Source organism: Pseudomonas sp. NFPP25 (assembly GCF_900116505.1).
Taxonomy (GTDB): Bacteria; Pseudomonadota; Gammaproteobacteria; order Pseudomonadales; family Pseudomonadaceae; genus Aquipseudomonas; species Aquipseudomonas protegens.
Window position 1 is genome coordinate 92,494 of the sequence record NZ_FPBG01000001.1, and the last position, 25,630, is coordinate 118,123.

At 65.1% G+C, this 25,630-nt stretch carries 18 protein-coding genes; 3 read left to right on the top strand and 15 right to left on the bottom strand.

What is annotated here, in order from left to right; translation table 11 throughout:
* Nucleotides 1-5: 5 nt before the first annotated feature.
* The gene (locus BM382_RS00335) at nucleotides 6-791 is read right to left on the bottom strand and encodes an IclR family transcriptional regulator (RefSeq protein WP_169893601.1); all 786 of its coding nucleotides are present in this window, start codon (nucleotides 789-791) and stop codon (nucleotides 6-8) included.
* Nucleotides 792-1,061: 270 nt separating this feature from the next.
* Between BM382_RS00335 and BM382_RS00340 the strand changes: the two genes are divergently transcribed.
* The 3 genes from BM382_RS00340 to BM382_RS00350 all read left to right on the top strand — a co-directional run bounded on the left by BM382_RS00340 (nucleotide 1,062) and on the right by BM382_RS00350 (nucleotide 5,089).
* Entirely contained in the window at nucleotides 1,062-3,155 is a 2,094-nt protein-coding gene (locus BM382_RS00340) for a TonB-dependent receptor (protein ID WP_026020119.1), read from the top strand.
* Nucleotides 3,156-3,230: 75 nt separating this feature from the next.
* Entirely contained in the window at nucleotides 3,231-4,541 is a 1,311-nt protein-coding gene (locus BM382_RS00345) for an NtaA/DmoA family FMN-dependent monooxygenase (protein ID WP_011061896.1), read from the top strand.
* A gap of 119 nt (nucleotides 4,542-4,660) precedes the next feature.
* Nucleotides 4,661-5,089, top strand: a complete 429-nt coding sequence (locus tag BM382_RS00350) for a TOBE domain-containing protein (RefSeq protein ID WP_015636050.1) — start codon at nucleotides 4,661-4,663, stop codon at nucleotides 5,087-5,089.
* Between the two features lie 28 nt (nucleotides 5,090-5,117).
* Here the strand turns inward: BM382_RS00350 and BM382_RS00355 are convergent, their stop codons facing one another.
* The 14 genes from BM382_RS00355 to BM382_RS00425 all read right to left on the bottom strand — a co-directional run bounded on the left by BM382_RS00355 (nucleotide 5,118) and on the right by BM382_RS00425 (nucleotide 25,572).
* Nucleotides 5,118-8,195, bottom strand: coding sequence for an efflux RND transporter permease subunit (locus BM382_RS00355; RefSeq protein WP_072441272.1), 3,078 nt, complete (start codon nucleotides 8,193-8,195; stop codon nucleotides 5,118-5,120).
* Nucleotides 8,196-8,203: 8 nt separating this feature from the next.
* Entirely contained in the window at nucleotides 8,204-9,316 is a 1,113-nt protein-coding gene (locus BM382_RS00360) for an efflux RND transporter periplasmic adaptor subunit (protein ID WP_170866310.1), read from the bottom strand.
* Between the two features lie 96 nt (nucleotides 9,317-9,412).
* Entirely contained in the window at nucleotides 9,413-11,161 is a 1,749-nt protein-coding gene (locus BM382_RS00365) for an efflux transporter outer membrane subunit (RefSeq protein ID WP_139187229.1), read from the bottom strand.
* 247 nt (nucleotides 11,162-11,408) lie between these two features.
* Nucleotides 11,409-11,858 carry a PTS sugar transporter subunit IIA gene (locus BM382_RS00370; protein WP_072441278.1) on the bottom strand — a complete coding sequence of 150 codons (450 nt, stop codon included), beginning with the start codon at nucleotides 11,856-11,858 and terminating at the stop codon, nucleotides 11,409-11,411.
* Between the two features lie 252 nt (nucleotides 11,859-12,110).
* Nucleotides 12,111-13,211, bottom strand: a complete 1,101-nt coding sequence (locus BM382_RS00375) for a cytochrome-c peroxidase (protein ID WP_072441281.1) — start codon at nucleotides 13,209-13,211, stop codon at nucleotides 12,111-12,113.
* A 1-nt stretch (nucleotide 13,212) separates the two neighbouring features.
* The gene (locus BM382_RS00380; RefSeq protein ID WP_072441285.1) at nucleotides 13,213-16,008 is read right to left on the bottom strand and encodes a TonB-dependent receptor; all 2,796 of its coding nucleotides are present in this window, start codon (nucleotides 16,006-16,008) and stop codon (nucleotides 13,213-13,215) included.
* Nucleotides 16,009-16,127: 119 nt separating this feature from the next.
* Complete coding sequence (locus tag BM382_RS00385; RefSeq protein WP_225368693.1) at nucleotides 16,128-17,126, bottom strand: FecR family protein; 999 nt, start codon at nucleotides 17,124-17,126, stop codon at nucleotides 16,128-16,130.
* Nucleotides 17,119-17,637: a sigma-70 family RNA polymerase sigma factor gene (locus tag BM382_RS00390; RefSeq protein WP_011061887.1), complete on the bottom strand. Its 519-nt coding sequence runs from the start codon at nucleotides 17,635-17,637 to the stop codon at nucleotides 17,119-17,121. Before BM382_RS00390 ends, BM382_RS00385 begins: the two co-directional genes overlap by 8 nt.
* A 399-nt stretch (nucleotides 17,638-18,036) precedes the next feature.
* Entirely contained in the window at nucleotides 18,037-18,597 is a 561-nt protein-coding gene (locus BM382_RS00395) for a flavin reductase family protein (RefSeq protein WP_072441288.1), read from the bottom strand.
* Between the two features lie 24 nt (nucleotides 18,598-18,621).
* Nucleotides 18,622-19,857, bottom strand: coding sequence for a cation:proton antiporter (locus BM382_RS00400; protein WP_011061885.1), 1,236 nt, complete (start codon nucleotides 19,855-19,857; stop codon nucleotides 18,622-18,624).
* A 154-nt stretch (nucleotides 19,858-20,011) separates the two neighbouring features.
* Nucleotides 20,012-21,103 carry a Rieske 2Fe-2S domain-containing protein gene (locus tag BM382_RS00410; protein ID WP_072441291.1) on the bottom strand — a complete coding sequence of 364 codons (1,092 nt, stop codon included), beginning with the start codon at nucleotides 21,101-21,103 and terminating at the stop codon, nucleotides 20,012-20,014.
* 24 nt (nucleotides 21,104-21,127) lie between these two features.
* Complete coding sequence (locus tag BM382_RS00415; protein ID WP_011061883.1) at nucleotides 21,128-22,831, bottom strand: NAD(P)/FAD-dependent oxidoreductase; 1,704 nt, start codon at nucleotides 22,829-22,831, stop codon at nucleotides 21,128-21,130.
* 42 nt (nucleotides 22,832-22,873) lie between these two features.
* On the bottom strand, nucleotides 22,874-23,959 hold the full coding sequence (locus BM382_RS00420; RefSeq protein ID WP_053159249.1) for a monodechloroaminopyrrolnitrin synthase PrnB family protein: 1,086 nt from the start codon (nucleotides 23,957-23,959) through the stop codon (nucleotides 22,874-22,876).
* A complete protein-coding gene (locus BM382_RS00425; RefSeq protein ID WP_011061881.1) occupies nucleotides 23,959-25,572 on the bottom strand; it encodes a tryptophan halogenase family protein in 1,614 nt (537 codons plus the stop codon). Before BM382_RS00425 ends, BM382_RS00420 begins: the two co-directional genes overlap by 1 nt.
* Nucleotides 25,573-25,630 lie beyond the last annotated feature (58 nt).

The following is a 25,630-nucleotide window of genomic DNA, read 5'->3' on the forward strand; positions in this document are numbered from 1 at the left end:
ACGGCTCAGGGGCGCGCCGGCAACGCTTCCTGGGGCACGCGCTGGCCACCGGTGGCCTGATTGACCTGGGCCGCTTCATGGAACAGCGCATCGCGGTCTTGCGGGGCCTGCAATTGTCCCAGGTCAGTGACTGTGGTCATCACGCAGACGATCTCCTGCTGGGCGTCGAATACCGGCGCGGCCTGCCCGGTGACGTTGGACAGCAGGTGGCTGGTGAGTTCGGCCCAATGCCGGCGTCGTACCTCGTCGAGCACCGCGGCACTGGGCGGGGTGCCGCGAAAATGCGCCGGCTGCTGCTTGCGCGCCGCGTCGATCACGGCCTTGGGCAGAAAGGCCTGGAACACCAGGCCGCAGGCGGTGTTGTCGATGGGCAGGATGTCCCCCAGGGCCAGGGGGTTGATGGAGAAATAGGCGCTGCGGTACCAGCGCACCAGGGTCGGCCCGCGGTCGGTCCAGATCGCCACGCCCCCGCTGGCGGCATGCCGCTGGGCCAGGGCTTTCATGCGCTGGGCGGCGATGTCCACCGCATCGATGCGCTTGAGCGCGCCAATGCCGATGCTCAGGGCTGCCGGGCCCAGGTCGTACAGGCCACTGAGCGGATCCTGCTTGGCCAGCCCTTCCTTGACCAGGCTTTGCAGGTAGCGGTGGGCGGTGGAGCCACCCGTGCCGGTGCGCCGGGCCACTTCCCCCAGGGCCAGCTCGCCCTCGGCATTGGCCAGGGTGTTGAGAAAACGCGCGGCGATCGACACCGACTGGATCACCCCGGAACGTTTTTCCGGCGGTGCATCCAGGGTCTCGTCCAACGGGGGCTGCGAACTGTTCAACGGCTGGGTCTCCTCACCAATGTCTGGCCGCGTGGGGTACGCAGGCTACGGCCTGCGCGGCGCTGGCGCTAGCGGCGGCCATGATACCGGTTCCACCGCCTGCCTGGGACGGGGGAATGCGCCCGGGCCAAAAGTGTAGATCATTCCAATTTGCAGAACGTATTCCGTATTGAGGAATATCATGGCAGCGTGATAGCCTAATCGTGAAAGAGGATCATTCTCATTTGGAAGGAAGTTTTGATGGCCCTTACGCACCGCACATTCAGTCACGGTATTGGCGTTCTCACCTTGTCCACCCTGCTGGCGAGCCCGCCGCTGATGGCCGAGGACAGCAGGCAGCCGGACAAGCCAGGGAAAGGCAGCCTGGCCCTGGAATCGCTGGTGGTCACCGGTGAGAAACTCGACCGCGAGCTGAAGGACACCGCCTCCTCGGTGTCGATCATCACCGACCGCGATATCGACCAGAACAAGACCGGCGATGCGTCGGTGTCGGAGGTCATCAACGGCAGCCCCAACGTGATCTACACCGACTCGGTGGGCGCGCCGATCATCCGCGGCCAGGACACCCAGGGCCCGAACAACGGGCAGAACGTGTTCTGGGGCGGTACGGTGCCGCGGGCCACCATCAACCTGGACGGCCACTACCTGAACTACAACGAGATGTTCTTCGGCGCGACCTCGGTCTGGGACCTGGACAGCATCGAGGTGTTCCGCGGCCCGCAGACCACCTCCCAGGGCGCCAATGCGATTGCCGGTGCGATCATCGTCAACACCAAGAACCCGACCTTCACCCCCGAGGCGGCCTACCAGGCGGAGATCGGCAGCTACCACTCGCGGCGCAGTTCGGTGGCGGTGTCCGGGCCCCTGGCCCAGGACTTTGCCGGGCGCCTGGCAGTGGACTATTCGGCCCGCGACACCTTCATCGACTACGACAACCCGAAGTTCCAGGGCGGCAAGACCGACCAGGATTTTCGCAACCTCAATGCCCGGGCCAAGCTGCTGTGGTTGCCCACCGACATTCCAGGGCTGGAAAGTCAGTTCACCTTCGCCCACAACGACAGCAACCGCCCGACCCAGGAAGCCGCCTCGGCGCCGTTCCACAAGCTGGAGCACAGCTCCACCACCATGCCGTCCTGGGAACAGGACACCAACACCAGCATCCTCGACGTCTCCTATGAGCTGGGTAATGGCCTCAAGCTGTTCAACCAGGCGCAGTATTCGCTGTCGTCGGTGCACCGGGTGACTGGGGCGGCGGGCGAGGGCGATGCCGACATCCACCAGAAGAACGCCTCCAACGAGTCGCGCCTGACCTTCGGTGAGAAAGAGGACCTGCTCAGTGGCATGGGCGGGATCTACTACGCCCGCACCCGCACCGACGAAACCCTCAACCTGCGGGGCCGTTCGGCCTTCGACGACACCAAGACCAACCTGGGGATCTTCGGCGAGCTCAACTACCGGCTCACCGACCTGTGGACCCTGAGCACCGGCCTGCGCTACCAGCAGGACCACATCGAGCGCACGGGCAACTCGGTGCTGGCTCCCGGCGCGCTGAACTACGACAAGACCTTCTCCACCGTGCTGCCCAAGGTTTCCCTGGCCTACGCCGCCACCCCGCACTGGACCGTCGGTGGCCTGGTCAGCCGGGGCTACAACCCGGGCGGTGTGTCGCTGAACCTGACGACCCGGCAATGGGCCTATTTCAAGGAAGAGTCGATCTGGAACTATGAGCTGTTCAGCCGCGCGAGCTTTCTCGACGACCGCCTGCTGATCAACACCAACCTGTTCTACATGGATTTCAAGGACGCCCAGTACAACATCCCGGTGGTGATTTCCCCGGGGGTGGCACAGTCCTACACCATCAACGCCGAGAAGGCCCACGCCTATGGCCTGGAGCTGGATCTGGACTATCGCCTGCTGGACAACCTGCGGCTCAAGGCCAGCGCCGGTACCTTGCGCACCCGCATCGACAAGATTTCCAGCAACGCCGACTACGCCCACAACGAGTTTGCCCGCTCGCCGGGCTACACCCTGAGCGTCGGCCCCAGCTGGGACATCACCGAGCGCCTGAACCTCAATGCCCAGGTGCGCTACCTGGACGGCTACTACTCGGATACCGCCAACACCTCGGCCTATTCGATCAAGCCCTACACCCTGACCGATGCGCGCATGAGCTACCGCTTCAACGACCAGGTGCAGCTCTATGGCTACGTCAAGAACGTCTTCGACGACCGCTCGCCCACCTACATGCAGCAGAACCGCGGCATCGGCGGCATCGAGGCCAGCATGACCCAGCCACGGACCCTGGGCATCGGCGTCAAAGGGGCGTTCTGAGGCCCCGGGAATCCGTCGCCGGCCGCCCCTCGAGGCGCTGCCGGCGTTCATTCGTACACAGGAGATTGGCAACAGATGAGTAACCGCAAACGCCTGCATATCGGCATGTCCCTGGCCCCCACCTGGCTCAGTGGCGATGCCTGGCGCCAGCCCGACAGCAATATCGAAGGCATCTACAGCGCCGACTTCGCCGTGGACATCGCCAAGCGTTCCGAGGCCGCGCACCTGGATTTCGTGTTCCGCCCCGACGTCAGTTGCCTGAACATGGACGGCCTGGAAAGCGGCTCGGGTTTCGCCAGCCTCGATCCCACGGTGCTGCTGGCGTGCATCGCCCGGGAGACGTCCCGCATCGGCCTGGTGTCCACCGTTTCCACCACCTTCTTCCCGCCCTATGTGGTGGCGCGCCAGTTGCAGTCGCTGCATTGGGTGAGCAATGGCCGCGCCGGCTGGAACATCGTCACCGCCTTGCAGGGCCACGAGAACTTCGGCCTGGAGGCCATGCCCGGCGCGGATGAGCGCTATGCCCGGGCGGCGGAGTTCACCCGCCTGGTGCACGACCTGTGGGCCAGCTACCCCAACCAGGCGCTGCTACTGGACCGGGAGAACGGCCGTTACGCCGACCGCAGCCAGGTGCACCCGGTGGACCATGCCGGCGAGTACTTCCGGGTGCGCGGCCCGCTCAACCTGCCGGCGTTCGGCAAGGCACGGATTCCCCTGGTCCAGGCCGGCGCCTCGGACACCGGTCGCGACTTTGCCGCCTCGGTGGCCGACCTGGTGTTCGCCCCGACCCCGGACAAGGATGCGGCCCTGGAACTGCGTCGCGACCTCTCGCAACGGGCCCGGCGCCACGGCCGCCGCCCCGAGGACATCCGCCTGCTGCCGGGCCTGAGCCTGTACCTGGCGCCGACCCGGGAACAGGCCCGCGAGCTGTTCATGCAAACCCACGGGCGCCCGGACAACGCGCGCAAGTTCGCCTCGATCCAGCAGATGATCGGCCTCGATTTAAGCGACTGGCCCCTGGACCGCCCGGTGAGCGCCGCCGACCTGCCGGCCCCGGTGCACAACCCCGGCAGCCGCACCCACACCAACCTGCTGCGGCGGTTGATCGAGCGCGAAACCCTGCGCCTGGACGAACTGCTGCTGCGCCCGGAAGTGATTTCCGCGGCCCACTGGCAAGTGATAGGCACCGCCGAAGATGCATTTGCACAGATCGTGGAATGGGCCGAGGCCGGCGCCATGGACGGCTTTATCGCCGCGCCGGGGGGCTCGATCCGTTCGATGCACATTTTCCTGGAACAGGTGATACCGATGCTGGTGGAGGCGGGGCTGTTTCGCGAGCGCTATAGCGGCACGACCTTTATCGAACACCTGCAAGAGCAGGATTGACCCGGGGCCTGCGAGAAATATCCGGCTTTGAGTGGCGGGCGCTATGGTTGTTTCTCCACAACGTGCGCCCGGATCATGCCGGGCGATCCTAACCCCGCAGTCAATAAAAGGAATGCAACATGAAAGTCAGTGCACGCAACGTGTTCAAAGGCCGGGTCAGCCAGGTGGAAGAGGGTTCGGTCAACGCCGAGGTGGTGCTGTCCCTGGAGGGCGGCGAGCAACTTGTGGCGGTGGTGACCCTGCAAAGCCTGCGTAGCCTGGGCATCGCCCCGGGCACCGAGGCCCTGGCCCTGGTCAAGGCACCCTGGGTGATGCTCATGACCGATGCCGAGGGCATCCGCCTGTCCGCTCGCAACTGCCTGCAGGGCAAGGTGATCAGCGTCACCGATGGTGCGGTCAACGCCGAAGTGGTGCTGGAGCTCAGCGGCGGCAGCCAGGTGTATTCCATCGTCACCCGCGATGCGGTGACCGAACTGGGCCTGGCCCCGGGCGTCAGCGCCACGGCGGTGATCAAGGCGTCCCACATCATCCTGGGCGTGCCGGCCTGATACCCGGCGGTTTCGATCGAGCAGGGGTTCAGGCGCTGTCGGAAGCTCCGGCATCCGCCTGCGCCCCCCGGTTCTCGATGCTTGCGGCAGAGTGCGTACTGCCAATGAACAGGTACATGGCCGGCACCATGAACAGGGTCAGCAGGGTGCCGATGGACAGCCCGGCAAAGATCACCAGGCCCATGTCGTGGCGGCCCGCCGCGCCGGCGCCGGAAGCCCAGACCAGCGGCACCACCCCCAGGACCATGGCCGCGGTGGTCATCAGGATCGGCCGCAGGCGCACCGCGGCGGCTTCTTCGATGGCTTCGCGCTTATTGTGTCCGGCGCGCTGCAATTGGTTGGCGAACTGCACGATGAGGATCCCGTGCTTGGTGATCAGCCCCAGCAGCGTCACCAGCCCGACCTGGGTGTAGACGTTGATCGAGGCGAACCCCATGGTGATGAAGGCCAGGGCGCCGAACAGCGCCGGCGGCACCGAGAACAGGATCACCACCGGGTCGCGGTAGCTCTCGAACTGGAACGCCAGGGCCAGGTAGACGATCAGGATCGAGAACAGCAGCAGGCCGACGAACCCCCCCGATTCCTGGATGAACTGCCGTGATTCGCCGGCGTAGTCGCTGGAGTAACCGGACGGCGCCACCTGTTCCAGAATGCCCTTGAGCCGGGCCAGCAACTCGCCCTGGGACACGCCGCTGACCCCGGACAGGGTCGCCGAGTTGAGCTGCTGGAAGTGGTTGACCGACTCAGGCTCGGTGGAGGTTTCGATATGGGCCACGGTGCGCGCTGCAATCATCGCCCCCGACGGGGTACGGATGTAGTAGTCGAGGATCTGTTCGGGGTTCAGCCGGTCCACCTGCAGCACCTGGGGGATCACCTTGTAGGAGCGCCCGGCGGTGGAAAAGTAGTTCACATAGTTGCCCCCCAGGGCCGCCGAGAGCGCGGCGCCGACGTCGGCCTGGGTCATGCCCAGGGCGGCGATCTTTTCCCGGTCCACCACCAGCTTGGCCTGGGGCTTGTCGAGCTTGAGGTCCAGGTCGGAAAACCAGAACAGCTGCTGCTTGGTGGCCTCGGCCAGTACCGCCTGGGCCACCTCGTTGAGGTTGGCCACCGACTCGGTGGTGCTGATCACGAACTGCACCGGCAGGCCCTGGGCGCCGGGCAGCGAGGGCAGGGGGAAGGCGGCGATGGTGGCGCCGGGCACCTGGTTCCACTTCTGTTGCAGGTCGAGGATCAACTGCGCCTGGGAGCGGTCACGATCCTCCCAGGACTTGAGCAGCACCCCGCCCAGGCCCTGGTTCAGCGAGGGCAGGCCGGTGAGCTGGAACATCTGCAGGTACTCGGGCTCCTTGTTGGCGATCTGGAACGCCTGGTCGGCAATCCACTCCATCTGCTGCGGCGAGGCGGTGGGCGCGCCCTTGATCTGCATGAACACCAGGCCCTGGTCCTCGGTGGGCGACAGCTCGCTCTTGGCGGTCAGGCCACTGGCGGCCACCAGCACGAACAGCAGGAAGCCGAAGGTCACCAGCACCGGCCAGCTATCCAGCCCGGCCGCCAGCACCCGGTGGTAGCGCCCCCGCAGCCAGTCGAAGTAGCGGTCCAGGCGCTTGGCGAACCGGCCTTCCTCCTGGCCGCTCTTGAACAGCCGCGAGGTCATCATTGGCGACAGGGTCAGGGCGATCACCGCCGACACCGTCACTGCGCCGGCCAGGGAAAAGCAGAACTCCTTGAACAGCGCCCCGGTCAGGCCGCTGCGCAGGCCGATGGGCACGTAGGCGGCGATCAGCACCACGGTCATGGCGATGATCGGGCCGCCCAGCTCGCGGGCCGCCAGCAGCGCCGCCTCCAGTACGCCGCGGCCTTCCTCCTTGATATGCCGGTCGACGTTTTCCACCACGATGATGGCGTCGTCCACCACAAGACCGATGGCCAGCACCAGGGCCAGCAGGGTCAGCAGGTTGATGGAATAACCCAGCAGGTACATGACGAAGAAGGTGCCCACCAGCGACAGCGGGATCGCCACCAGAGGCACGATCACCGCACGGAACGAGCCGAGGAACAGGTAGATCACCACCGAGACGATGATCATGGCTTCCACCAGGGTCTTCACCACCTCGAAGATCGAGGTGTTGATGAAGGCCGTGGAGTCGTAGACGATCTCGCCGCGCACCCCGGCCGGCAGTTGCGATTGCAGTTCGGGGAAGGCTTTGCGCACGTTGTCGGCGACGTTGAGGATGTTGGCGGTGGGCGCTGCCTTGATGCCGATGAACACCGAGCGCTTGCCGGAGAAAGCCACGCTGCTGTCGTAGTTTTCCGCCCCCAGGGTGACGTTGCCCAGGTCCTCCAGGTACACCAGGGCGTCGCCGTTGTGCTTGACCACCAGGCGCTTGAATTCGTCCACCGTGTGCAGGTCGGTGCCGGCGGTGAGGTCCACGGTGATCATCTGCCCCTTGGTGGAGCCCACGGCGGACAGGTAGTTGTTGTTGCCCAGGGCCGTGGCCACGTCCTGGGCGGTGACGTTGTGGGCCGCCAGCTTGTCCGGGTCGAGCCAGGCCCGCAGGGCGAACTGGCGGCCGCCGAGGATCTCTGCGGTCTGCACGCCTTCCAGGGAATCGAGCTTGGGCTTGACCACCCGCACCAGGTAGTCGGTGATGTTGTTGGTGGCCAGGGTGTCGCTGTAGAACCCCAGGTACATGGCGTCGGTGGTCTGGCCCACCGCTACCGTCAGCACCGGTTCCTGGGACTGGGCCGGCAACTGGTTCTTCACCGAGTTGACCTGGGTGTTGATCTCGGTCAGCGCCTTGCTGGAGTCGTAGTTCAGGCGCAGGGTCGCGGTAATGGTGGAGAGCCCGGTGATGCTGGTGGACGACAGATAGTCGATGCCCTGGGCCTGGGCGATGGCGGCCTCCAGGGGCTGGGTAATGAAACCGGCCACGGTGGCGGCGTCGGCCCCGTAGTAATAGGTGCTGATGGTGACCACGGTGTTTTCCGTGCGCGGCCACTGGTTCACCGGCAGCTCGAAGATCGAGCGCAGGCCCAGGATCAGGATGAACAGCGAGACCACCACGGCCCAGACCGGACGCTTGATAAAGGTATCGGTGAAGTTCATGGCGGGCCCTAGTGCTCTTGCGGCGTCGGCGAAGGATCGTTGCGCGGCGCGTGGCTGTTGTCGACTTTCACCGGCGAGCCGTTCTTGAGTTTCATCTGGCCGCTGGTGATCACCAGGTCGCCTTCCTTGACCCCTGACAGCACCGCCACCTGGTCGCCACGGTTGGGGCCGGTTTCGATGAAGGTCTGCTGCGCGGTGAGCACTGCGTCGCCCTGGTCGTTGTTCTTCTGGCTGGCGATGAACACCGTGGTGCCGTAGGGGTTATAGGTGACCGCGGTCTGGGGCAGGGTCAGGTAACGCTGGGTGCCGCCGGAGGCCACCACGGCCCGGGCGAACATGCCGGGCACCAGGCTGCGCTTGGGGTTGTCGATGGTGGCTTCCACCGTGACGTTGCGGGTGTTGGGGTCGAACTGGGTGTCGATGGAGCTGACCCGGCCGGTGAACGTCTGTTTGGGCAGGCCGTCGGCGCTGACCGTGACGCTCTGGCCCAGGGCCACCTGCTGCACCTGGGCCTGGGGCACGTTGAAGTCGATGTAGATCGGGTCGAAGGTCTGCAGGTTGGCGATCTTGTCCCCCGGGTTGAGGTATTGCCCGGGGTTGACCGCGGTGATGCCGATGCGCCCGGCAAAGGGCGCGCGGATGCTCTTCTTCGCCACCAGCGCGCGCTGCTGTTCGGCAGCGGCCAGCTTGGCCTTGAGGTCGGCTTCGTCGGCCTCGACCAGGGCCTGGGACACCGCGCTCACCTTCAGTTGCGCCCGGTCGCGCTTGAGCACCGTACCGGCCAGGGCCGCGGTGGCTTCCAGGGAGTGCAACTGGGCGATGTCGGAGTCGGCATTCAACTGCACCAGCAGGTCGCCGGCGGCCACTTCCTGGCCGGGCTTGAAGCCGATGCTGCGCACGATGCCGCCGACCTCGGTGGTCACGTCCACCCCGCGCACGGTCTTCATCGAGCCCACCGCGGAGACGCTGGGCTGCCACTCTTCGTACTGGGCCTTGAGGGCGGTAACCACCGCGGGCGGCAGGGGCACCTTGGCCTGGGCGATCAGCTTGGAGATCTGCGCGAACTTGACCCCGCCGATCACCGCGACGATCAGCAGCACCACGCCGAGCATGATCAGCATCGGCCGCAGCAGCCGGCGCTTGCGCGGCGCCTGGGGGGCCGCGCCGGGGTGCGCAGGGGAGGGGCTGGAGTGGACATCGGCCATGGCGGATCTCACTTAAGGCAAGGTTGCAGGTCGAGTGGACGGCGCGGCGGCTGCCGGCCCCTGGAGCCGGCCCGACTGGCTGGCTTGAGCCTGTTCGCGGTGCTGGGCGGCGGGCGGCGGGTACATCTCCTTGAGCGACGGCCAGCCGAAACGATCGGGGCTGCCGAGGCTGTCGGGATCGACATCCTGGCGCTGCCACCAGCCGCCCCCCAGGGCCTGGAACAGCGCCGTGGTGTCGCTGTAGCGGGCGGCCTGGGCCCGCACCCGGCTGACAATCGCGTTCTGGTAGGTCTGCTGCGCGGTCAGCAGGTTCAGGTAGCCCACCGCGCCCAGGCGGTACTGGGCCTGGGCCAGGTCCAGGCTCTGGCGCGCGGCGGTCTCGGCCAGCACTTGCTGTTGCAGGGCCTCGGCGTCGGCCTGCAGGGCACGCAGGGCATTGGCTACGTCCTGGAAGGCGGTGATCACCGTGCCGCGATAGCGCGCTGCGGCCTGCTCATAGGCGGCCACCGCGGCGCGCTTGCGATGCTCCAGGGCGCCGGCGTCGAACAGCGGCTGGGCGATGGAGCCGGCCAGGCTCCAGACCCCGGTGCCGGAGGAAAACAGTTTGGTGCCCGCCAGCGCCGTGGAGCCCAGGGAACCGGTAATGCTGAACTGCGGCAACTGGTTGGCGATGGCCACGCCGATATCGGCGCTGGCCTGATGCAACTGGGCCTCGGCGGAACGCACGTCGGGCCGCTGCTCGACGATGGCCGAAGGCAGGCTCAGGGGCAGTTCCTCGGGCAGGTGCAGGGAGGCCAGCTGGAAGTGTTCGCCACGGTCCTGGCTGGGGAAGCGACCCAGGTAGGCCTGCAACTGGTTGCGGGTCTGGGCCAGCTGTTTCTGCAAGGGCGGCAGGGTGGCGCGGGTCTGGGCCAGGGTCGCTTGCTGGGTCAGCAGATCGCTGTCGCCGATGGCACCCAGTCGACGCTGGGCCTGCAGCAGGTCGAGCTGGTCGCTCTGCAGGCGAATCACGGTTTCGGTGGCGGCGATCTGGTCACGGATCGAGGCCAGGCTGATGGCGGTGTTCACCAGGTTGGCGGTGAGGGTCAGGTAGGTCGCCTCCAGCTGGTAGCGCTGGTAGTCGGCCTGGGCACCGCTGGCCTCGATCTGCCGGCGGGTGCCGCCAAACACGTCGGGGGCGTAGGACACACTCAGGGACGCCGAGTTGACCGTGAAGATCTGCGCCGCAGAGCCCCCGGCCGCTGCCGCACCGCCGCTGGAGCCCAGGGCGCTGGCGGCGGACACCTTCTCGCGGGTTTTCGAGGCCGAGGCGCTGAGGGAGGGAAACAGCGACGCCTGTTCGGCGTACAGCAGTTCATTGGCCTGGCGCAGCGCGGCCTGGGCGGCGTCGATATCCGGGTTGGCCTGCAGCGCTTCCTGCACCAGGGCATCGAGTTGCGGCGAGCGGAACAGCGTCCACCACTGCCCGGGAATGTCCATGCCGTTCACCAGTCGCTGCGCCGCGCCACCGGCGGCGACCCCCGCCGTGACGGTGCCGGGCGGCAGGGGCGTGGCGCTGTAGCCGGCGTCCCGGCTCAGTTCCGGGCGGCTGAAATCCGGCCCCACGGCGCAGCTGGCGAGGGCTGCGATGCAGATCAGGTTCAGGGACGAGCGGGCAAGCAACAGAAGAGACAGGTGCCCAGAGGATTTTCGACCGGTACCTTCGTCCCTGTGAGGACGCCGGCCGCCAGTGGCTACAGGCAGCAGCTGTGGCTTGTTCATATTCTCTCTAATTGAGCAATCAGTGAGTGAGTTCAACAGGAATATGGAGAGCGGCGCGACGGCAGGGCAGGCACCCCCTCAAGCGCTGGGCTGCGCGAGGTGTAATGAACGTTAATGGATGAGTCGGCTAACCGCCAATAGATGAAATCTTGTGCCGGAAGGTGATCGGTGGGGCTTGGGCTATCCCATTTGCCGCGGGGGGAGCGGCAAATGGGTATTGCGTGCTGGAGCAGGTGTCTGGGTCAAGCTACCAGTGATCGAACAGCTGTTTGACCTGCGTCGGTGCAGTACAGCGCAGCAGGGCCTGGCGAAACCGCGGGTTGGTAAACAGCCGTGCGGTGTCGGCCAGCAGGTCCAGGTGCTGCTGATCGGCGGGAGCGGGCACCAGCAGCACCAGGATATCGCTGACCGGCTGCTGGTCCGGGGCGGCAAAGGCCATGGCGGTCTGCGGCCGCAGGTACAGCGCATGAATGCGATCGAGCTCGGCGAGCCGCGCGTGGGGCACCGCCACCCCTTCACCGATGGCGGTACTGGCGGCCAGCTCCCGGCGCCACAGGCTGGCGGCCACCCACTCCGCCGGCAGTTGCCGGGTCTCTTGCAGGTGCTGGCCGACCTGCTCGAACAGGCGCTGCTTGTTCGTGACATTGACCGCCAGGAGGATGTCTTCGACCTGCAGATAGCGGGCGACTTTGCTCATGGGCTTCTCCGGGAGCTTCAGGCTTGGCTTGCAGGCTATTGAAGCGCATTTGCCAGGTGCCGGGAGGGGCGGGCGGGCAGTCTTTACGAACTCTTTAGATCGCCAGCCGCCGGCCCGCTGCCGCCAGGCGCCTGTTGCCCAGCGCCTCGAAGTCTGGCTCGACAGCGGTATCCGCAGCGGGCAGGAGGTGATCAAGTCCCTGGCGCTGGCCCTGTGTGGCCACACCGATGTGCAGCCGCCGCGGCCAACCTCTCATAGGGCCTCCAGGAAAGCCTTCAGTGCCTTCAGTTCGGTCCGGTCCAGCTCCAATACCTTCAATTGCGCCGACGTCACGGGAAACAGCGGGTCTTGCAGCTGCCCCTCCTTGGGTACGGGCCTGGGCATGCCTGCGTTGTAGAACAACAGCACCTGATCGAGGCTGCTGGCCAGCCCGTTGTGAAACCAGGGGCCGGTATGGCTCACCAGCCGCAGTGAAGGTGTGCGCATGCGCCCGACATCCTGCGCCAGCCCGGTGACTTCATAGCGCCCGAGGTCTTCGCGCAGGCGCCCATAGAAGGTCAGGCCTGCATTGTGGAAGCGGTCGTCCTGCATCCCCGGGCCGAAGTGGCAGTTCATGCAGCGTGCCTTGGTGCGAAACAGGTGCAGCCCCTGCAATTGCTGGTCGCTGAGCGCCTTCGCCTGCCCCCGTAGAAAACGCTCGAAGGGGGTGCGTTGGGCAACCCGCAGCAGGCCACGCTGATAAGTCGCCAATGCCGCCGCCACTTGCTCGGCACCCAGCGCCTGTCCGGGAAATACCTGGGCGAACTGTGCCGGGTAGTCCGTGGTGTCACGCAGCCGGGCCACCAGTTGCGCGACACTGAAGGCCATCTCCTTGGGGTCGACGACCGGCATCAGGGCCTGCATCTCCAGGCTGTCGGCGCGCCCGTCCCAGAACAGGCTCTTGGCCAGGCCGCTGGCCACCAGGCTCGGTGCATTGCGCCGGCCCGCGGCACGGTCATGCCCGAACGAAACCCGACGCCCATCGGCGAACCCCAGGTCCGGTTCATGGCAGGAGGCGCAGGCAATCTGCCCCGAACGCGACAGGCGCGGGTCGAAGAACAGCCGGCGGCCCAGATCGGCCTTCTGCTGCGTGTAGGGGTTGTACGCCGGGGACGGCGCCCGCTCGGGCAAGGGGCCCAGCTCTTGCCAGGCCACGCCGGCATCCACCTGCGGCGCCGGCCACTGCGCGGGGGGGTGGCTGTACAACTCGCGCAGGCAAGACGGTTCGCTCGTGGCGCAGGCCAGCACGTGCTGCGGGCCAATCACCAGCACCATGCCGAGCATGATCTGCAGGCTCTTCAGGGACCGGCGCATTTCAGAACGCGTATCCGACTTCGAGCCAGTACTGGCGGCCCACCTCATAGGTCGAGACCGAGTTGCTGTTGACCGTCTGGTTGGCATTGACCGACTTCTTGTCGAGCACGTTGAAAACGTCGACATTGATGAACACGTTCTGGTCCCTGGCGGTGGGAATACGCCAGCCCAGGCGCGTGTCCCAGGTCAGCGCCGCCTGGAATTTCTGTTCCTCCCAGACATCCACCGAGGTGCCCATGTAGTCCACATTGCGCCCCGTGTCGCCAATGCGCTTGTAGCCGGCGCGGTAGCGCCAGAAGTTGCTCCACTGCAGATTGGCCTGGGGGATCTCGGTGATGGTCGTCAGGCGGGCCGTCCAGGGCCGGTTGAAGTTGCTGGCCGGGCGGTCGTCATAATTGATGAAGCTGCCCTGGTACTGGATGACGCTGTTCTGGTAGTACAGGTTCTCGGCCGCGACGTAGGTCGGTGCGGAGGCCTTGCTGTCGGTCCAGTTGAGCGCCAGTTGCCCGCCGGTCTGGGTGCCCAGCAGTGTCCAGCGCTGCAACGGTGTCACCGTCAGGGTGTAGGTGTCGGTCTCGCTCTTGCCGTCGTTGGTGTAGGTGGTGTAGTTGCTCGCCAGCGTCGGGTCCGTGGAGGGCTCGCCCAAGGTCTTGCCGGACACCTGAACCACCTGGTCGCGCCCCTTGCGATTGACATACTTGAGGGCATATTCGACCCCGGCCCATTGCTGCACCACGCCCAGCATCAGCTCGTCGTCGTAGGGGATGTCCAGCTGATTGAAGCGCACCTGGTTGGCCGCGTTGGATTTGACCACCCAGGGTTTGTCCAGGCTGTCGCGGGTTTCGTTGAAGCGCAGGCGGTTGCGCCCGTCCTGCAGCTGCCAGCTGCTGACGCTGCGCCCGTAGTAACGGTTGACGCCGGCATTGAGCAAGGTGGTGCGGTCACCGAACAGGTCATATTCCAGGGAGAAGCGCGGCGCCCAGGTGGTCTTGTCCATGTAGTCGTCGCTGTCCACGCGTACGCCGGGGCGCAAGGTCAGTTGGCCGAGGGTGATCTCGTCCTGCAGCCAGCTGCCCCAGGAGGTGGTGGTGAAGTCGAATTCGCCAGTGGCATAGCGGGTACGGCTTTTCATGTACTGGCCCGCCCAGCCGTTCAGGGTCTGGCCGATGTTGCAGGCGACGCTGTCGGTAACCCCGGAGCTGTTGGTGCAGGTGGTGGTGGCCGCGGGTGTGACATAGGTGCTGCTGTCGGTCAGGCGCTCGTAGCGCACGTACTGGCGGGAGAACTCCAGGCCGGTCTGCGGGCGGTGAGTCATGCCCAGCCAGTCGACGCTGCGCCAGTCGGCATTGAGCTTGTACTGCCAGGTACGTTGCTGCTGCTCGATATCACCCCAACCGCCTTCAAGGGTATTGGAGGTGGCCTTGTTGCCGATGCCCCAATCCTTGGTGGCCGACTTGCGCCAGGTCCAGTAATCGGCGGAGTCGGATTGGCGGCTCTGTTCCTGGCCGCTCCACGCCAGGTTCTGTTCGACGCGCGCCAGGTCGCCATCCCAGACGGTGCGCAGGTTCACTTGGGTGCCGCCGGCCTTGTTGTCATAACCCGAGTTGGCCACGTTGGCACGGAAGTAGTGACTCTCCTCGGGGGCATGGGTCACGCTGGTCTCAACAGTGAGTTGATCGCTGGCTTTCCATACCGACTTGAGGAAGTAGTTGTCGATGCGCCGTTGCTGCTTCTCCTCGTGAAAGCCCATCTCCTCGACATTGTTGTAGGAGTAGAAACCCAGGGGGATGGTCGAGCGCTTCTGGCTGAAGCTGCCAAGCAGGCCGAAATTGTCGGTCAGGTGGCCCTGCAGCGTGCCACGAACGGTGACCTTGTCGAACTTGGGCTGCTCGTCGGGAGAGCCCGAGTTTTCCATGCGTTGTTCTTCGCTTTCGTCGACGTGATATTGGGTCCAGGCGGAGCGGGTGGTCTGCACCGAGAATTTGCCGTGCAGCGCCTGGGTCGGTGCACGGGTCTGTGCATCGATGACGCCACCGTTGAAGCCGCCATAGGCCGCTGGCACGTTGCTGTCCAGGACCGTGATGTTCTCCAGCAGGTCGGTGTCCAGTGCCAGGCCCTGGCTGCGCCCCGGTACCGCGTCCAGCAATTGCACCCGGTATTCGGCCGGATCGATGTCATTGTTCATGTTGATGCCATCGACCAGGAAGGCATTCTGGTAGAACTGCGCCCCGTTGATGCTGATGTTGGCCGGGCCGATTTCGCCAGGGGTCTTGCTGCTCAGCTGAGCGTCGTCGAACTGCACGTTGGGATGGCTGCGCAACAGGCTGGTGATGTCGCCATTGCCCGCCGGCATTGCTTCGATCGTCGCGCGGTCCACTCGGGTTTCACCCTGGGGCAGCGACAACTCGCCAGGCACCTTGGTATTGCCCAGGCGGACCGGGTCGGTACGCGGGCGAGTCGCCCGTTGCACCATCAGCGCGTCGTCACCGATGTAGATCCACTCCAGCTGGCTGCCTTTGAGCAGCTTCGCCAGCGCCTGCTCGGCGCTCAGTTCGCCCTGCACCGCCGGAGCGTTCAGGTTGAGCAGCAGTTGGCTCTCGACGCTGATCTGCAGGCCGGTCTGCTGTGCCAGCGCCATCAGCGCCGTGCTTAACGGCTGGCGTGCGATGTCGATGCTATGCCGTGTCCGATGGTCACTGGCCAAGGCCGGCAGGGACACCGCCAGCCCCACTGACAGCCACAACAGCCGCGCACTGCGTCGGCAACCCTGAAGTCCCTGTTGGGGGAAAATGGACATGCTCTGGTGAACTCCCCGTTCAGTGCGAACAATACGCACATGCTAATGAGAATAATTATGATTAACTCAGCGGGGCAATAAACGAACGGCGATCGAGAACTTCCAGAAAATTTTGAAATTTATTGTTTTGCCGGCACTTGCGGCTCTTTGCGGATCAGCGTGAGGTAGGGGCCCCATTGCCGCAGATGCCCACCCAACGGAGCGATCGCCAGTTGCAGTGCGCTGACTGGCGAGCGCAGGTTCAGCGAAGCGGTGATGCGCCGCTCGCCCAGAGCAGGGTCCGTCAATAGCAGTACACCGGGGTAATAGTCCTGCAGCGCTTCAACCACCTCGGAGAGTGGCCGGTCATTGACCAGCAACTGCCACTGGCGCCAGGGGGCAACCTGGCCAGGCAATAGCCGACCGCGCTGCGGCGGGCCCTGGTCCAGGCCAAGGCGAAGGCTATCGCCCGGGCCCAGGGCCGGCACCGCGAGTTCGCCGCGCCCATCGCGAACCTGGACAGCGCCGCTCTGTACGGCTACCACCACGGCGGTGCGGCTGAGGTCCACGTCGAACGCGGTCCCTATGACCCTGACCTTGACGTCCGCAGCCTGCACCGTGAACGGGCGCGAGGCATCGTGGCTGACCTCGAAGAACGCCTGCCCCCTGAGCAGGGTGACCGCCCGCGTACCGGGTTCGAAGTCCACTCGAATAGCGCTGTCGCTGCCCAGTTCAATACGGCTGCCGTCACTCAAGAGCACTTGTCGGTGCTCGCCGGCTGGGCTGGTATGGGCGGTCGGTGGTGTCGGCCCGGCCAGCAACAGCAGGCAGGCTGCCAGTGCAAGCGCCTTCAGTGCCCGCCGCGGCCTGTTGCGCCGAGCCCGGAGCGGGGTGGGCAAAGGCTGGGGCACGGGTGGTTCCAGCGGCGCCAGGCCGCCACTGAGCAACCAGACTTTCTCGGCCTTGCGCCAGGCGACAGCATGGCGCTCGTCAGCGGCCAGCCAGCGCGCATGGGCCTGTTGCAGCAAGGCGTCATCCGGCGCCGAGTGGCATTGCAGCAGCCAATCCATCGCCGCCTGCCACACGGGGTCGTCCTTCAGTGAACCGGATACAGGTTGAGGCAAGGGGGTATCAGTCATCGGCCAGGTGCTCCGCACAGTGGGTCAGTGCGTCACGCACCAGCTGGTGCGCCAAGCTGGAGGAGATCTTCAGCTCAGCGGCAATTTCCTGGAAGGTCAGGTGTTGCAGGCGGTGCATGTGGAAGGCCCGGCGCGTGCGCTCCGGCAGCAGTGCCAGCGCATCTTGCAGCAGGCGCAACTGGTCGCTGTGCAGCGCCTGATGCTCCGGTGATGGCGTACTCGAGGGCAGCTCGTTCAGCAGATCGGCGCCATCGGGATGACGATTTTCCAGGGTCGAGCGCCGCAGCAGGTCAAAGGACAGGTTGCGCACGATGCGGTACAGGTAGCCCACCGGGTTGCTCGGCTGGGCGGCGCTATCGGCCTGGCCGCAGAAGCGCAGCCAGGCCTCCTGGACCACTTCTTCGGCTTGAGCCCGACAACCGACAATGGGCGCCGAATAGTCGACCAGCGCGGTACGGTGGGAAAGGTAGAGCTCGAGTTTATCGCTGAGATAAGACACGGCGGCGATCATTCAAGGCGGGATCAGACGAGGGGGCGGGATTCTATCCTTGATTGCAAATGATTATCAAATGCATTTTGTGAGCCTCAATCAGCAGCGCCTGGGCAAGCCTCGCGCTGGGATGGCCAGGCTTCAAGGGCCTAAGGCATTCGAAAAAAACGTACTACAAGGGCTTTCTCATTGGGCACAAACCCAATAGTGATTATTCATTTCCTGGCGTGGGTGTCGGATCGACTTCAGAGGAGGAGGAGGAGGAGGAGGGAAACTACAAATAGCTGTCGCGGGCGCTTGGCTGGTCGGGCTGGTTGTTCGCTGGGGCGCTGCGCAGCGAGCCACTGAGGTTGAGCTGCTGCCACATCAAGGGGCACCTGGATCAGTGATCCTTCCCGGCAAAAGATCACATGAGCCGGGCTATTCGTGCTCGAGGACGCTTTCTGCTCTATTGCTCCCTAGCCCCCGGTACTGGCCTGCATGGAAGACCAGCGGTTCTGCACCGCTGTAGCGGTATTGTTCGATCTCGCCAATGAAGATCAGGTGGTCACCGCCCTCGTACTGGGTGACGTTGCGGCACACCAGCACTGCCACCACATCGTCCAGCACCGGGGCTCCCGCCTTGCCATAGGAATGAGCTACACCGGCGAACTTGTCGGCTGCTGCCCGTGCGAACTGCTCCGACAGGTGGAGCTGGTGCGCGCCCAGTACGTTGATGGCGAAGTGGCTCGCCGAGCAAAAGACCTTCAGGCTCGGTGCCGTGCGTGCCAGGCTCCAGAGCACCAGCGCCGGTGACAGCGACAGTGAGGAGAACGAGTTGGCCGTCACACCGACGTTGCGGCCGTCTGCGGTGCGGGTGGTGATCACGGTCACACCGGTAGCAAACTGCCCCAGCACGTTGCGCAGTTCACGGGCATCGCGGACATCGCGGCCCTCGGCATCGAGCAAATCGTGAACTTTGGTTTCGGTGGCAGCATTCATGGTGAGCTCTCCCCTCAAGCTGGCTCAGGCGGCCTGTTGGCTCATTGCGCGTGTTTGCATGCGCAGCGTGAATCGAACCAGCGGTGCGGTCAGCGCCGTCGTCACCAGCGCGAACACCACGAGGATCGTGTAGACCTTTGGCGGAAGAATCTGCATCTGCAGGCCGATTGACAGGACGATTAGCTCCATCAACCCGCGCGTATTCATCAACGAGCTCGCCAGCATCGCATCGTGTGGCGCCAGCCCAGTGCCACGCGCGCCCAGATAGCTGCCGCCGAACTTGCCGATGAATCCGCCCACGAGGAATACCCCGCACCACATCCATGATGCCGCGTCGTCTATCGTGCCGACCGACGCATGCAGCCCCGCACACGCGAAGAACACCGGCATCAGTACAAGCTTGACGAAACCTTCGACGTTATCGCGCCACTCCTTCGCGACGCCGGGCACGCGCCGCACGAACAGCGCCGCCGCAAGTGCGCCAAATGCACTATGGAATCCGATCAGCGACGTCGCGAGTGCCGAGGCTATTACAAAGCAGAGCAACACGGCCAAGCGGTCGCGCGTCGCATGCGCAGTCGAGGCGAGCCGCGCAAGCACCGGTCGCACCACGAAGCGCACCAGGAGCGCGCATAGCACCAGGTACACGAGCAGGCTGACGAGCATGTGCGCAAATGCCCAGCCAGGCCCGCTCGATAGCGAGGCAATCGTTGCCAGCAGCATCCAGCCGAGCGCATCCGTCAGCATCGCGGCAGACATTGCGTGCCGTGCGCCGACCATGGCGCCGAGCGCCAGGTCGTCGATGATGCGCGCCATCACCGGCACCGCTGATACCGCAAGTGCGACACCGCAAAAGAGTATGTAGGGCAGCGCCGGCACGTCGCTGGCGAGCGTATCTTTCGAGACGATGGCGACGATCATGCCGATCGCGGCCGGCGCTATGAGCCCGCCCGCCGCGATCGCGACAGGTATGCGCCAGCGCTTGCCGCGCAGCGTCTCGCTCAACTCCATATGCAGACCGATCTGAAACATCAGCAGTATCAGGCCGACTTCGCCGACTTGCGCCATGGCTGACAGCGTACGTGGGCCGAACAACAGGTCGTAGAAACTCGGTGCGATCACGCCGAACAGCGAAGGCCCCAACAGCAGGCCGGCCGCGATCTCGCCGACCACCGCGCACTGGCCGAGCCGTTCGGCAAGGCGGCCGCAGAGGTTGCAGAGCGCGATCACCAGCACGAGTTGCAACAGCCAGATGGTCATCAATACCTCGCAAAGAGCGACACCGACACCAAGCGGGTGGCCGCGAGCCCAAGCGGGCCCGCCGCGCCGTACGCCGTGATCTCCGTGACGCAGCTCGAAAGGTTCGCAAGCGCCGGGCAGCGCGACGCGACCGCTACCGGCTCGGCCTCACGCATTACTGCTCACTCGCGACACGGTCGACCCAGCCGCGGTAGAACGCACGGTACTTGAGCACGAGCTTGTCGTACTTGCTGTACGCGCCGCCGCCGTCGGGCTTCATCCCGTTCCAGATTTTGACGTCGTACCCCGCTGCCTGTCTGGTCTGCAGCCCGAACAGCACGAAGTCGGTCGCACGGCGCAGGACGCCGCCCACCTTCTTGATCGAGATGAGCATGTGCATGATGTTCTTGCCGTCGCTCACCGGTGTCACACACTGGAGCAGTTTGTATTTGACGTCTGCGTCCAGGGCAACGGTCATGACGCACCCGCCGGGGTAGCCATCGAAGTGCAGGTTCATCTGCGACATGTTCAGGCCGAGCGCGCGCGACAGCATGCCGAGGGGGCCGAAGTAGCGGTTCACCTGGAAGTCGATCCCGGCACCGAACCACGCGCCCGCCCGGGCCAGCGACTCAACCTCCGGCCACCGGCTCCAGTCGTCGAAGAGCTTGAGCTCGAAGGCCGAGATCGGGAGCGCGTGCACGGGGGTTGCGTGCTGTGCGTCGTAGAAGTTCTCGACGATCCGCAAGACCGCCGTCGTCGTCTCGAACGCGAAGTGCAGGTGCATGAAGTCGCCGTTGTCGACGTCGGCTGCGGTGATTTCGGGCAGCGGGTGCAGCGGCTGCGGGGAGCCGTACCAGACCCACACGTAGCCGTATCGCTCGGTGGTGACCAACGTCGGCTGGCGCGCCGCGCGTGGCACCGGCTCCAGCTGGCGCACCACCTCGCTGTGGCCGGGGATGTGAACGCACTTGCCTTGCTCGTCGTAGCGCCAGTGGTGAAACGGGCACTGGATGCACCCGTCTTTGATCCGCCCGTCAGCCAGGTTCGCGCCCAGGTGCGAGCAGTGGCGGTCCATCACCACGGCCTGCCCCGTCGCTGCGCGCCACGCCACGTACGGACGGCCAAAAAGCGTCAACTCCTTCGGCTTGTCCCTGAGGTCGTTCGAGCGCATCGCGACGTACCAGCTCGCGGCCACGCGTGTGGTCGCGTCGTACGCCCCCGGGGGATGCTTCTTGACGCTCGCTTGATCCAATTGAATGTTGTTCATCGCGTGTGTGCCGTCCTTGGCCGACTACTTCTTCAGAGCCAAGCCGATGCGGGTGGTGATGTACGCCTTGAGCAGCGCGAACATCGGGTTGTAGTCGAAGTACTTCTTCACCTCTGCCGGCGCGCGGGTTTGCGTCCAGTACATCAGCTTCATCGCCGGTATCAGGCTGTACTTCGAGTTGTTGAGCTGCGGCTTGTCCCCGGTGATGCAGTACCCGAAGCCGAACATCGGCTTGGCGAAGTCTCGTTCGTCGATGAGGGCGTGAATCCGCAACGCGGCCTCCTCAGCCGACTTGTGCCCGGCGCTCACAGCCTCGACCTCGGCTTTGGCGTCGTTGAACAACTGGTAGTACTGCTCCATGTCCGCGCACAGGTACCCGAGGTACGGCGGGTCGTTGTCGAGGTGATCGAGGTCGCCCTCGTCGCGCGACGCGCGAAACCTCGCGTGGGCTTGCACCAGCCGGAACTGCCCGAGGATAGTGCCGACCGCCCACAGCCGGTGGAACGCGTCCCATAGGCGGAAGTCCGAGAACGCCGTGTAGCAGCAGCTGACGAAGTCGTCGTTGTGGTCCAAAAGCTTTTGCTGCAGGCGCTCGATGTACTCGAAGCGCTCGGGGGAGAAGTCGTCGTCGCGTAGCGCCTTGATGAGGCGCGCCGCGAGCGCGTGGATGGTCACCGCGGTGTTTTCGAGCCCCCGGGAGAAGAGCGGGTCGATGAACCCGTTCGCGTGCAGCATCAGGCAGTAGCGGTCGCCGACGCAGGCGTTCGACGAGAACTGCAGGCGATCGGTCTTGACCCAGTCGCGCACTGGCACGGCGTCCCGGAACTGAGCGCCGATGCTCGGGAACCGCGCGAGGAACTCGTCGAATTCCTGCTGCGCAGGAATGTCGGTTTTCGGGTAGACACGCGGGTCGAGCTGCAGGCCGACGCTCACCAGGTTATTGGTCGAGCGCGGGTGGTTGTTGAACGGAATCACCCAGAGCCAGCCGCCGGTGAACATGTGGTGCAAGGTTCCTTCGTGCCAGCGCCAGCGCTGCCCCTTGACCTTGAAGATGTCGTCGAACGGCTTGACCCCGAGCATGTGCGTGTAGAGGCTGCGCGAGTGCGTCTTGAAGCGACACGGCTCTTCGCGGAGCCCGAACTTGGTCGCCAGCGGCGCGCCGGGTCCTCCGCAGTCGATCATGTACCGGCCGGTGAACCGCTCGCCCTCGGCGGTGGTCACCGCGACGCCGTCCTTGTCCGCGTGATATTCGGTCACGCTCGTCTTCTGGCGGACCGTGCAGCCATATTTGATGGCCGCTTGCAACAGATAGGCGTCGACGTCCTGCCGGTAATAATGGCTCTCCGGCCCCCACGGCAGCTCGGGAATGACGCACTGGGTGAACTCCTTCGGGTCGTGCTCCTGGCCAGGTTTGTGGAACACGAAGCCGAAGTTGCGCTTGATGCCCGTGCTCGACGAAACGTAACGCTGCGTCGAGTAGAACGAGGTGATGTGGCCGAGCTCCGGAATGTCGTAGCGATCAGCGATGATGCGGTTCATGAGAGACGTTTCGGGGATCGACGATTCGCCGATCGTGAACCGCGGGTGCGACGACTGCTCGATGATCAGCACGCGAAACTGTTGTTTGGCCAGGATGGCCCCCATCTGGGTACCGGACATGCCCGAACCGAGGATGATTACGTCGAAGTGGTTGCTATCGTGTCCGTTCGCGGGGCTCTTCTGAGTCATGGGGGCAAACTCTCCTTGTGAAATAACACTGGGTCGCGCGCATCAGGATTCATCGAGCGCGGCGCGGATGCGGGACCGCGCGGCACAGGTGAGCGTGAGTAGGTCGCCGAGCATGCTGGGCGCGTAGCCCCCGCTGCCGGTTGTGGGGCCGCTGCGCCCGGCTTCGTATGCCCGCTCCGCCAATTTGAGGTGAGGCGCCCGGAAGCGCAGCAGGACCTTGAAGACCCGCTCGAGGGCTGTCAGCCCAGCCCGGACGTGCTCGCCCTGCGTACCCACCGCTCGCGCCTCGTCGAGCGCGCGGTCGATGAGCGCCGGCTCTGTGGCGAACCGAGCGTAGACCGCCCTGTACGCGGGAAGCACGTAGGGCAGGTACGTCTCTTTGAATTCTCGATAAGCTGGGTCGTCCGATTGCGAGCCCCACAGGACGTGCTCCAGCACGAAGAGGGGCATTTCTACGGCGCCGGGGCCGAGGTAGCTCTGGCCCCCGACTCGAATCGGTTCGTAGAAGGGGCGCAGCTCATCGTAGAAGACCTGGGGCGAGATGAAGCGGTACGCGTAGACGATCGATTCGACCATTTTCTGCAGGTAGGCTTCCAGCTCATCGCACCCTTGCGCGAATGCGGGCGAGCGCAGGGATACATCGGACAGCTCGACGGTCAACGCGATGGCCGCCTCGAGGGCCGCCATCGAGATGCGCACGCTCTCGAGCAGGTGCGCTTCGTCGGGCAGCCCGGTGTAGCTCCGCTGCGCATCGGCCGCCGCCGGGTTCCAGACCGTCACATGCAGGAGTGTCTCGCGCGGCGGCAAGTCGGTCACCCGTGCCAGGTCGAGCAGCACCCGTTCAAGCCCGGGCACCAGGTCCACGGGCTCATGTCCGTGCCGCTTGAGCGACCCCAGGAAGAAACCGATGTCCCGCATCGCGGCGGCGGCTTCGACGAAGCCCCAGCTGGAGGGCACGCCGCGCACCGGGAGGAATTCGCGCAGCAGGCCGACGATGCCGGGCACGTCTTTGTCACGGTTCAGGGCCGGCAGCTGCAGAACCAGCGCGCGCGCCTGCAGTGGATCGCAGGCCGCCACGGCAGCGTGCGTGGCCGCGAATGCGGATACCCGGTTCAAGGTGCGTTCCACTACTGGCGTTCCTGAGCCGCGAGCGTCGGCCCGTGCTGGTTGCGCGACAGCTGCGCGCCGTCACGCAGTGACCGCAGGTAGTCGTAGTTCGTCGGCAGGCTCGTGCGCAGGCGCTCGGCTTCGCGCCGGATGCTGGCGAACATCGCTTCGGCCTTCTGGATCGACTCCGGTCGGTGCTGCAGGAGCGGCAGCGACCGGTCGGGCAGCATGCCCAGGCCGGCAAAGATGCAGTAGTAGTTGCCGTTCAACCAGAAGTTCTTGAATTCGTAGTCGAAGGTCTCGTAGTACGTGGAATCGTCGAACGAGGTGGTGGTCAGCGGCAGCCCGGCCTTGTAGCGCTCAACCTTCTCCTGGATGGCGTCCGAGAGCCGCAGTTCGTGCCGGTTCGCGAGCCAGAACGGCGTGTCTTCGCGCGACGTAGTGAAATAGTGCGCCTGGACGAAGTCCCGGCAGTCGTCGAACATGTAGACGATCTCGGCGTTGAATGCGTCGCGCAACCGCGGGTCGAACGAGGTGTCGGGGAAGTGCTTCACGAGTTGGTAAAGCGCCGCGTAGATGAAGTAGATTCCCGTCGATTCCAGGGGCTCCAGAAAGCACGACGACAGCCCGATCGAGACGCAGTTGTTGACCCACGCCCGCTTGTTGCGCCCGACCCGGAACTTGATCTGGTTGAGCTGCTGATTGTCCGAGAGACCCCAGAGTTTGAGGAAGTCGGCGGTGGCCTGGTCGCGCGAGGTGAACTTGCTCGAGAAGACGTAGCCGCTGCCGAACCGGCCCAGCATCGGAATCTTCCAGGTCCATCCCGAGTTCATGGCAATCGCGGAGGTGTAAGGCTCGACCCCCTCGCGCGCGTCGTCGTTGGGCACGGCGCTGGCGACCGCGCTGTCGCACAGCAGGTAGTCGGACATGTCGATGAAGGGTTCCTTCAGGGCCTGATTGATCAGGAGCCCCCGCATGCCGGAGCAGTCGATGAACAGGTCCGCCTCCAGCGTCCGCCCTTCCTTGGTTAACAGGGTGGAGATGTAGCCGCGGTCGTTCAGTTGAACCTCCACGACCTCGTCGACCACGCGATTCACCCCGCGCTCGACGGCCCAGCGCTTCAAGAAGTCGGCCACCAGGTGCGCGTCGAAGTGCCACGCGTGGGACATCTGGCGGGTGCCGTCGGCCAGGCAGGGTGCCAGCTTGCCGTCGAGGGCCCCGGGCTGCGGGTAGCACGCGTACGCCATCGGTTGCTGGAAGCCCTGTTCGCGCTTGCGCAGCCAGTAGTGGGTAAGCGGCACGCCGTCGCAGTTCGGCACGCTGCCGAACAAATGGTAGAAGTAATCTTCGCGCGATGGGTCGGGAGATTTTCTCCAGTTCACGAACTTGATCGCGGCCTTGAAGGCGCCGTTCACTTGGGGCATCCACTCCCGCTCCGGTATCCCGAGGAAGTCGAAGAACACCTTCTGCAAACTCGGGATGGTCGCCTCGCCCACGCCGATCCGGGGGATCGCCGCAGACTCGATGAGCGTGATATTTACCTGCTGTTGGAGCGCCCGGACGAGGTACGAAGCGGCCATCCAGCCCGCGGTGCCGCCGCCCACGATGACGATATTCTTGATCGGCTTGTTCATAACACTCCCTGTTTCGAGGCGGGCTGTCTGTGAGGAGGGGAAGGCCGCCAGTCTCTGT

Coding starts and splice junctions, on each gene's coding strand:
- BM382_RS00345 (WP_011061896.1), top strand. CDS start 3,231: ATGAGTAACCGCAAACGCCTGCATATCGGCATGTCCCTGGCCCCCACC.
- BM382_RS00350 (WP_015636050.1), top strand. CDS start 4,661: ATGAAAGTCAGTGCACGCAACGTGTTCAAAGGCCGGGTCAGCCAGGTG.
- BM382_RS00355 (WP_072441272.1), bottom strand. CDS start 8,195: ATGAACTTCACCGATACCTTTATCAAGCGTCCGGTCTGGGCCGTGGTG.
- BM382_RS00360 (WP_170866310.1), bottom strand. CDS start 9,316: ATGCTGATCATGCTCGGCGTGGTGCTGCTGATCGTCGCGGTGATCGGC.
- BM382_RS00365 (WP_139187229.1), bottom strand. CDS start 11,161: ATGAACAAGCCACAGCTGCTGCCTGTAGCCACTGGCGGCCGGCGTCCT.
- BM382_RS00370 (WP_072441278.1), bottom strand. CDS start 11,858: ATGAGCAAAGTCGCCCGCTATCTGCAGGTCGAAGACATCCTCCTGGCG.
- BM382_RS00375 (WP_072441281.1), bottom strand. CDS start 13,211: ATGCGCCGGTCCCTGAAGAGCCTGCAGATCATGCTCGGCATGGTGCTG.
- BM382_RS00380 (WP_072441285.1), bottom strand. CDS start 16,008: ATGTCCATTTTCCCCCAACAGGGACTTCAGGGTTGCCGACGCAGTGCG.
- BM382_RS00385 (WP_225368693.1), bottom strand. CDS start 17,126: ATGACTGATACCCCCTTGCCTCAACCTGTATCCGGTTCACTGAAGGAC.
- BM382_RS00390 (WP_011061887.1), bottom strand. CDS start 17,637: ATGATCGCCGCCGTGTCTTATCTCAGCGATAAACTCGAGCTCTACCTT.
- BM382_RS00395 (WP_072441288.1), bottom strand. CDS start 18,597: ATGAATGCTGCCACCGAAACCAAAGTTCACGATTTGCTCGATGCCGAG.
- BM382_RS00400 (WP_011061885.1), bottom strand. CDS start 19,857: ATGACCATCTGGCTGTTGCAACTCGTGCTGGTGATCGCGCTCTGCAAC.
- BM382_RS00410 (WP_072441291.1), bottom strand. CDS start 21,103: ATGAACAACATTCAATTGGATCAAGCGAGCGTCAAGAAGCATCCCCCG.
- BM382_RS00415 (WP_011061883.1), bottom strand. CDS start 22,831: ATGACTCAGAAGAGCCCCGCGAACGGACACGATAGCAACCACTTCGAC.
- BM382_RS00425 (WP_011061881.1), bottom strand. CDS start 25,572: ATGAACAAGCCGATCAAGAATATCGTCATCGTGGGCGGCGGCACCGCG.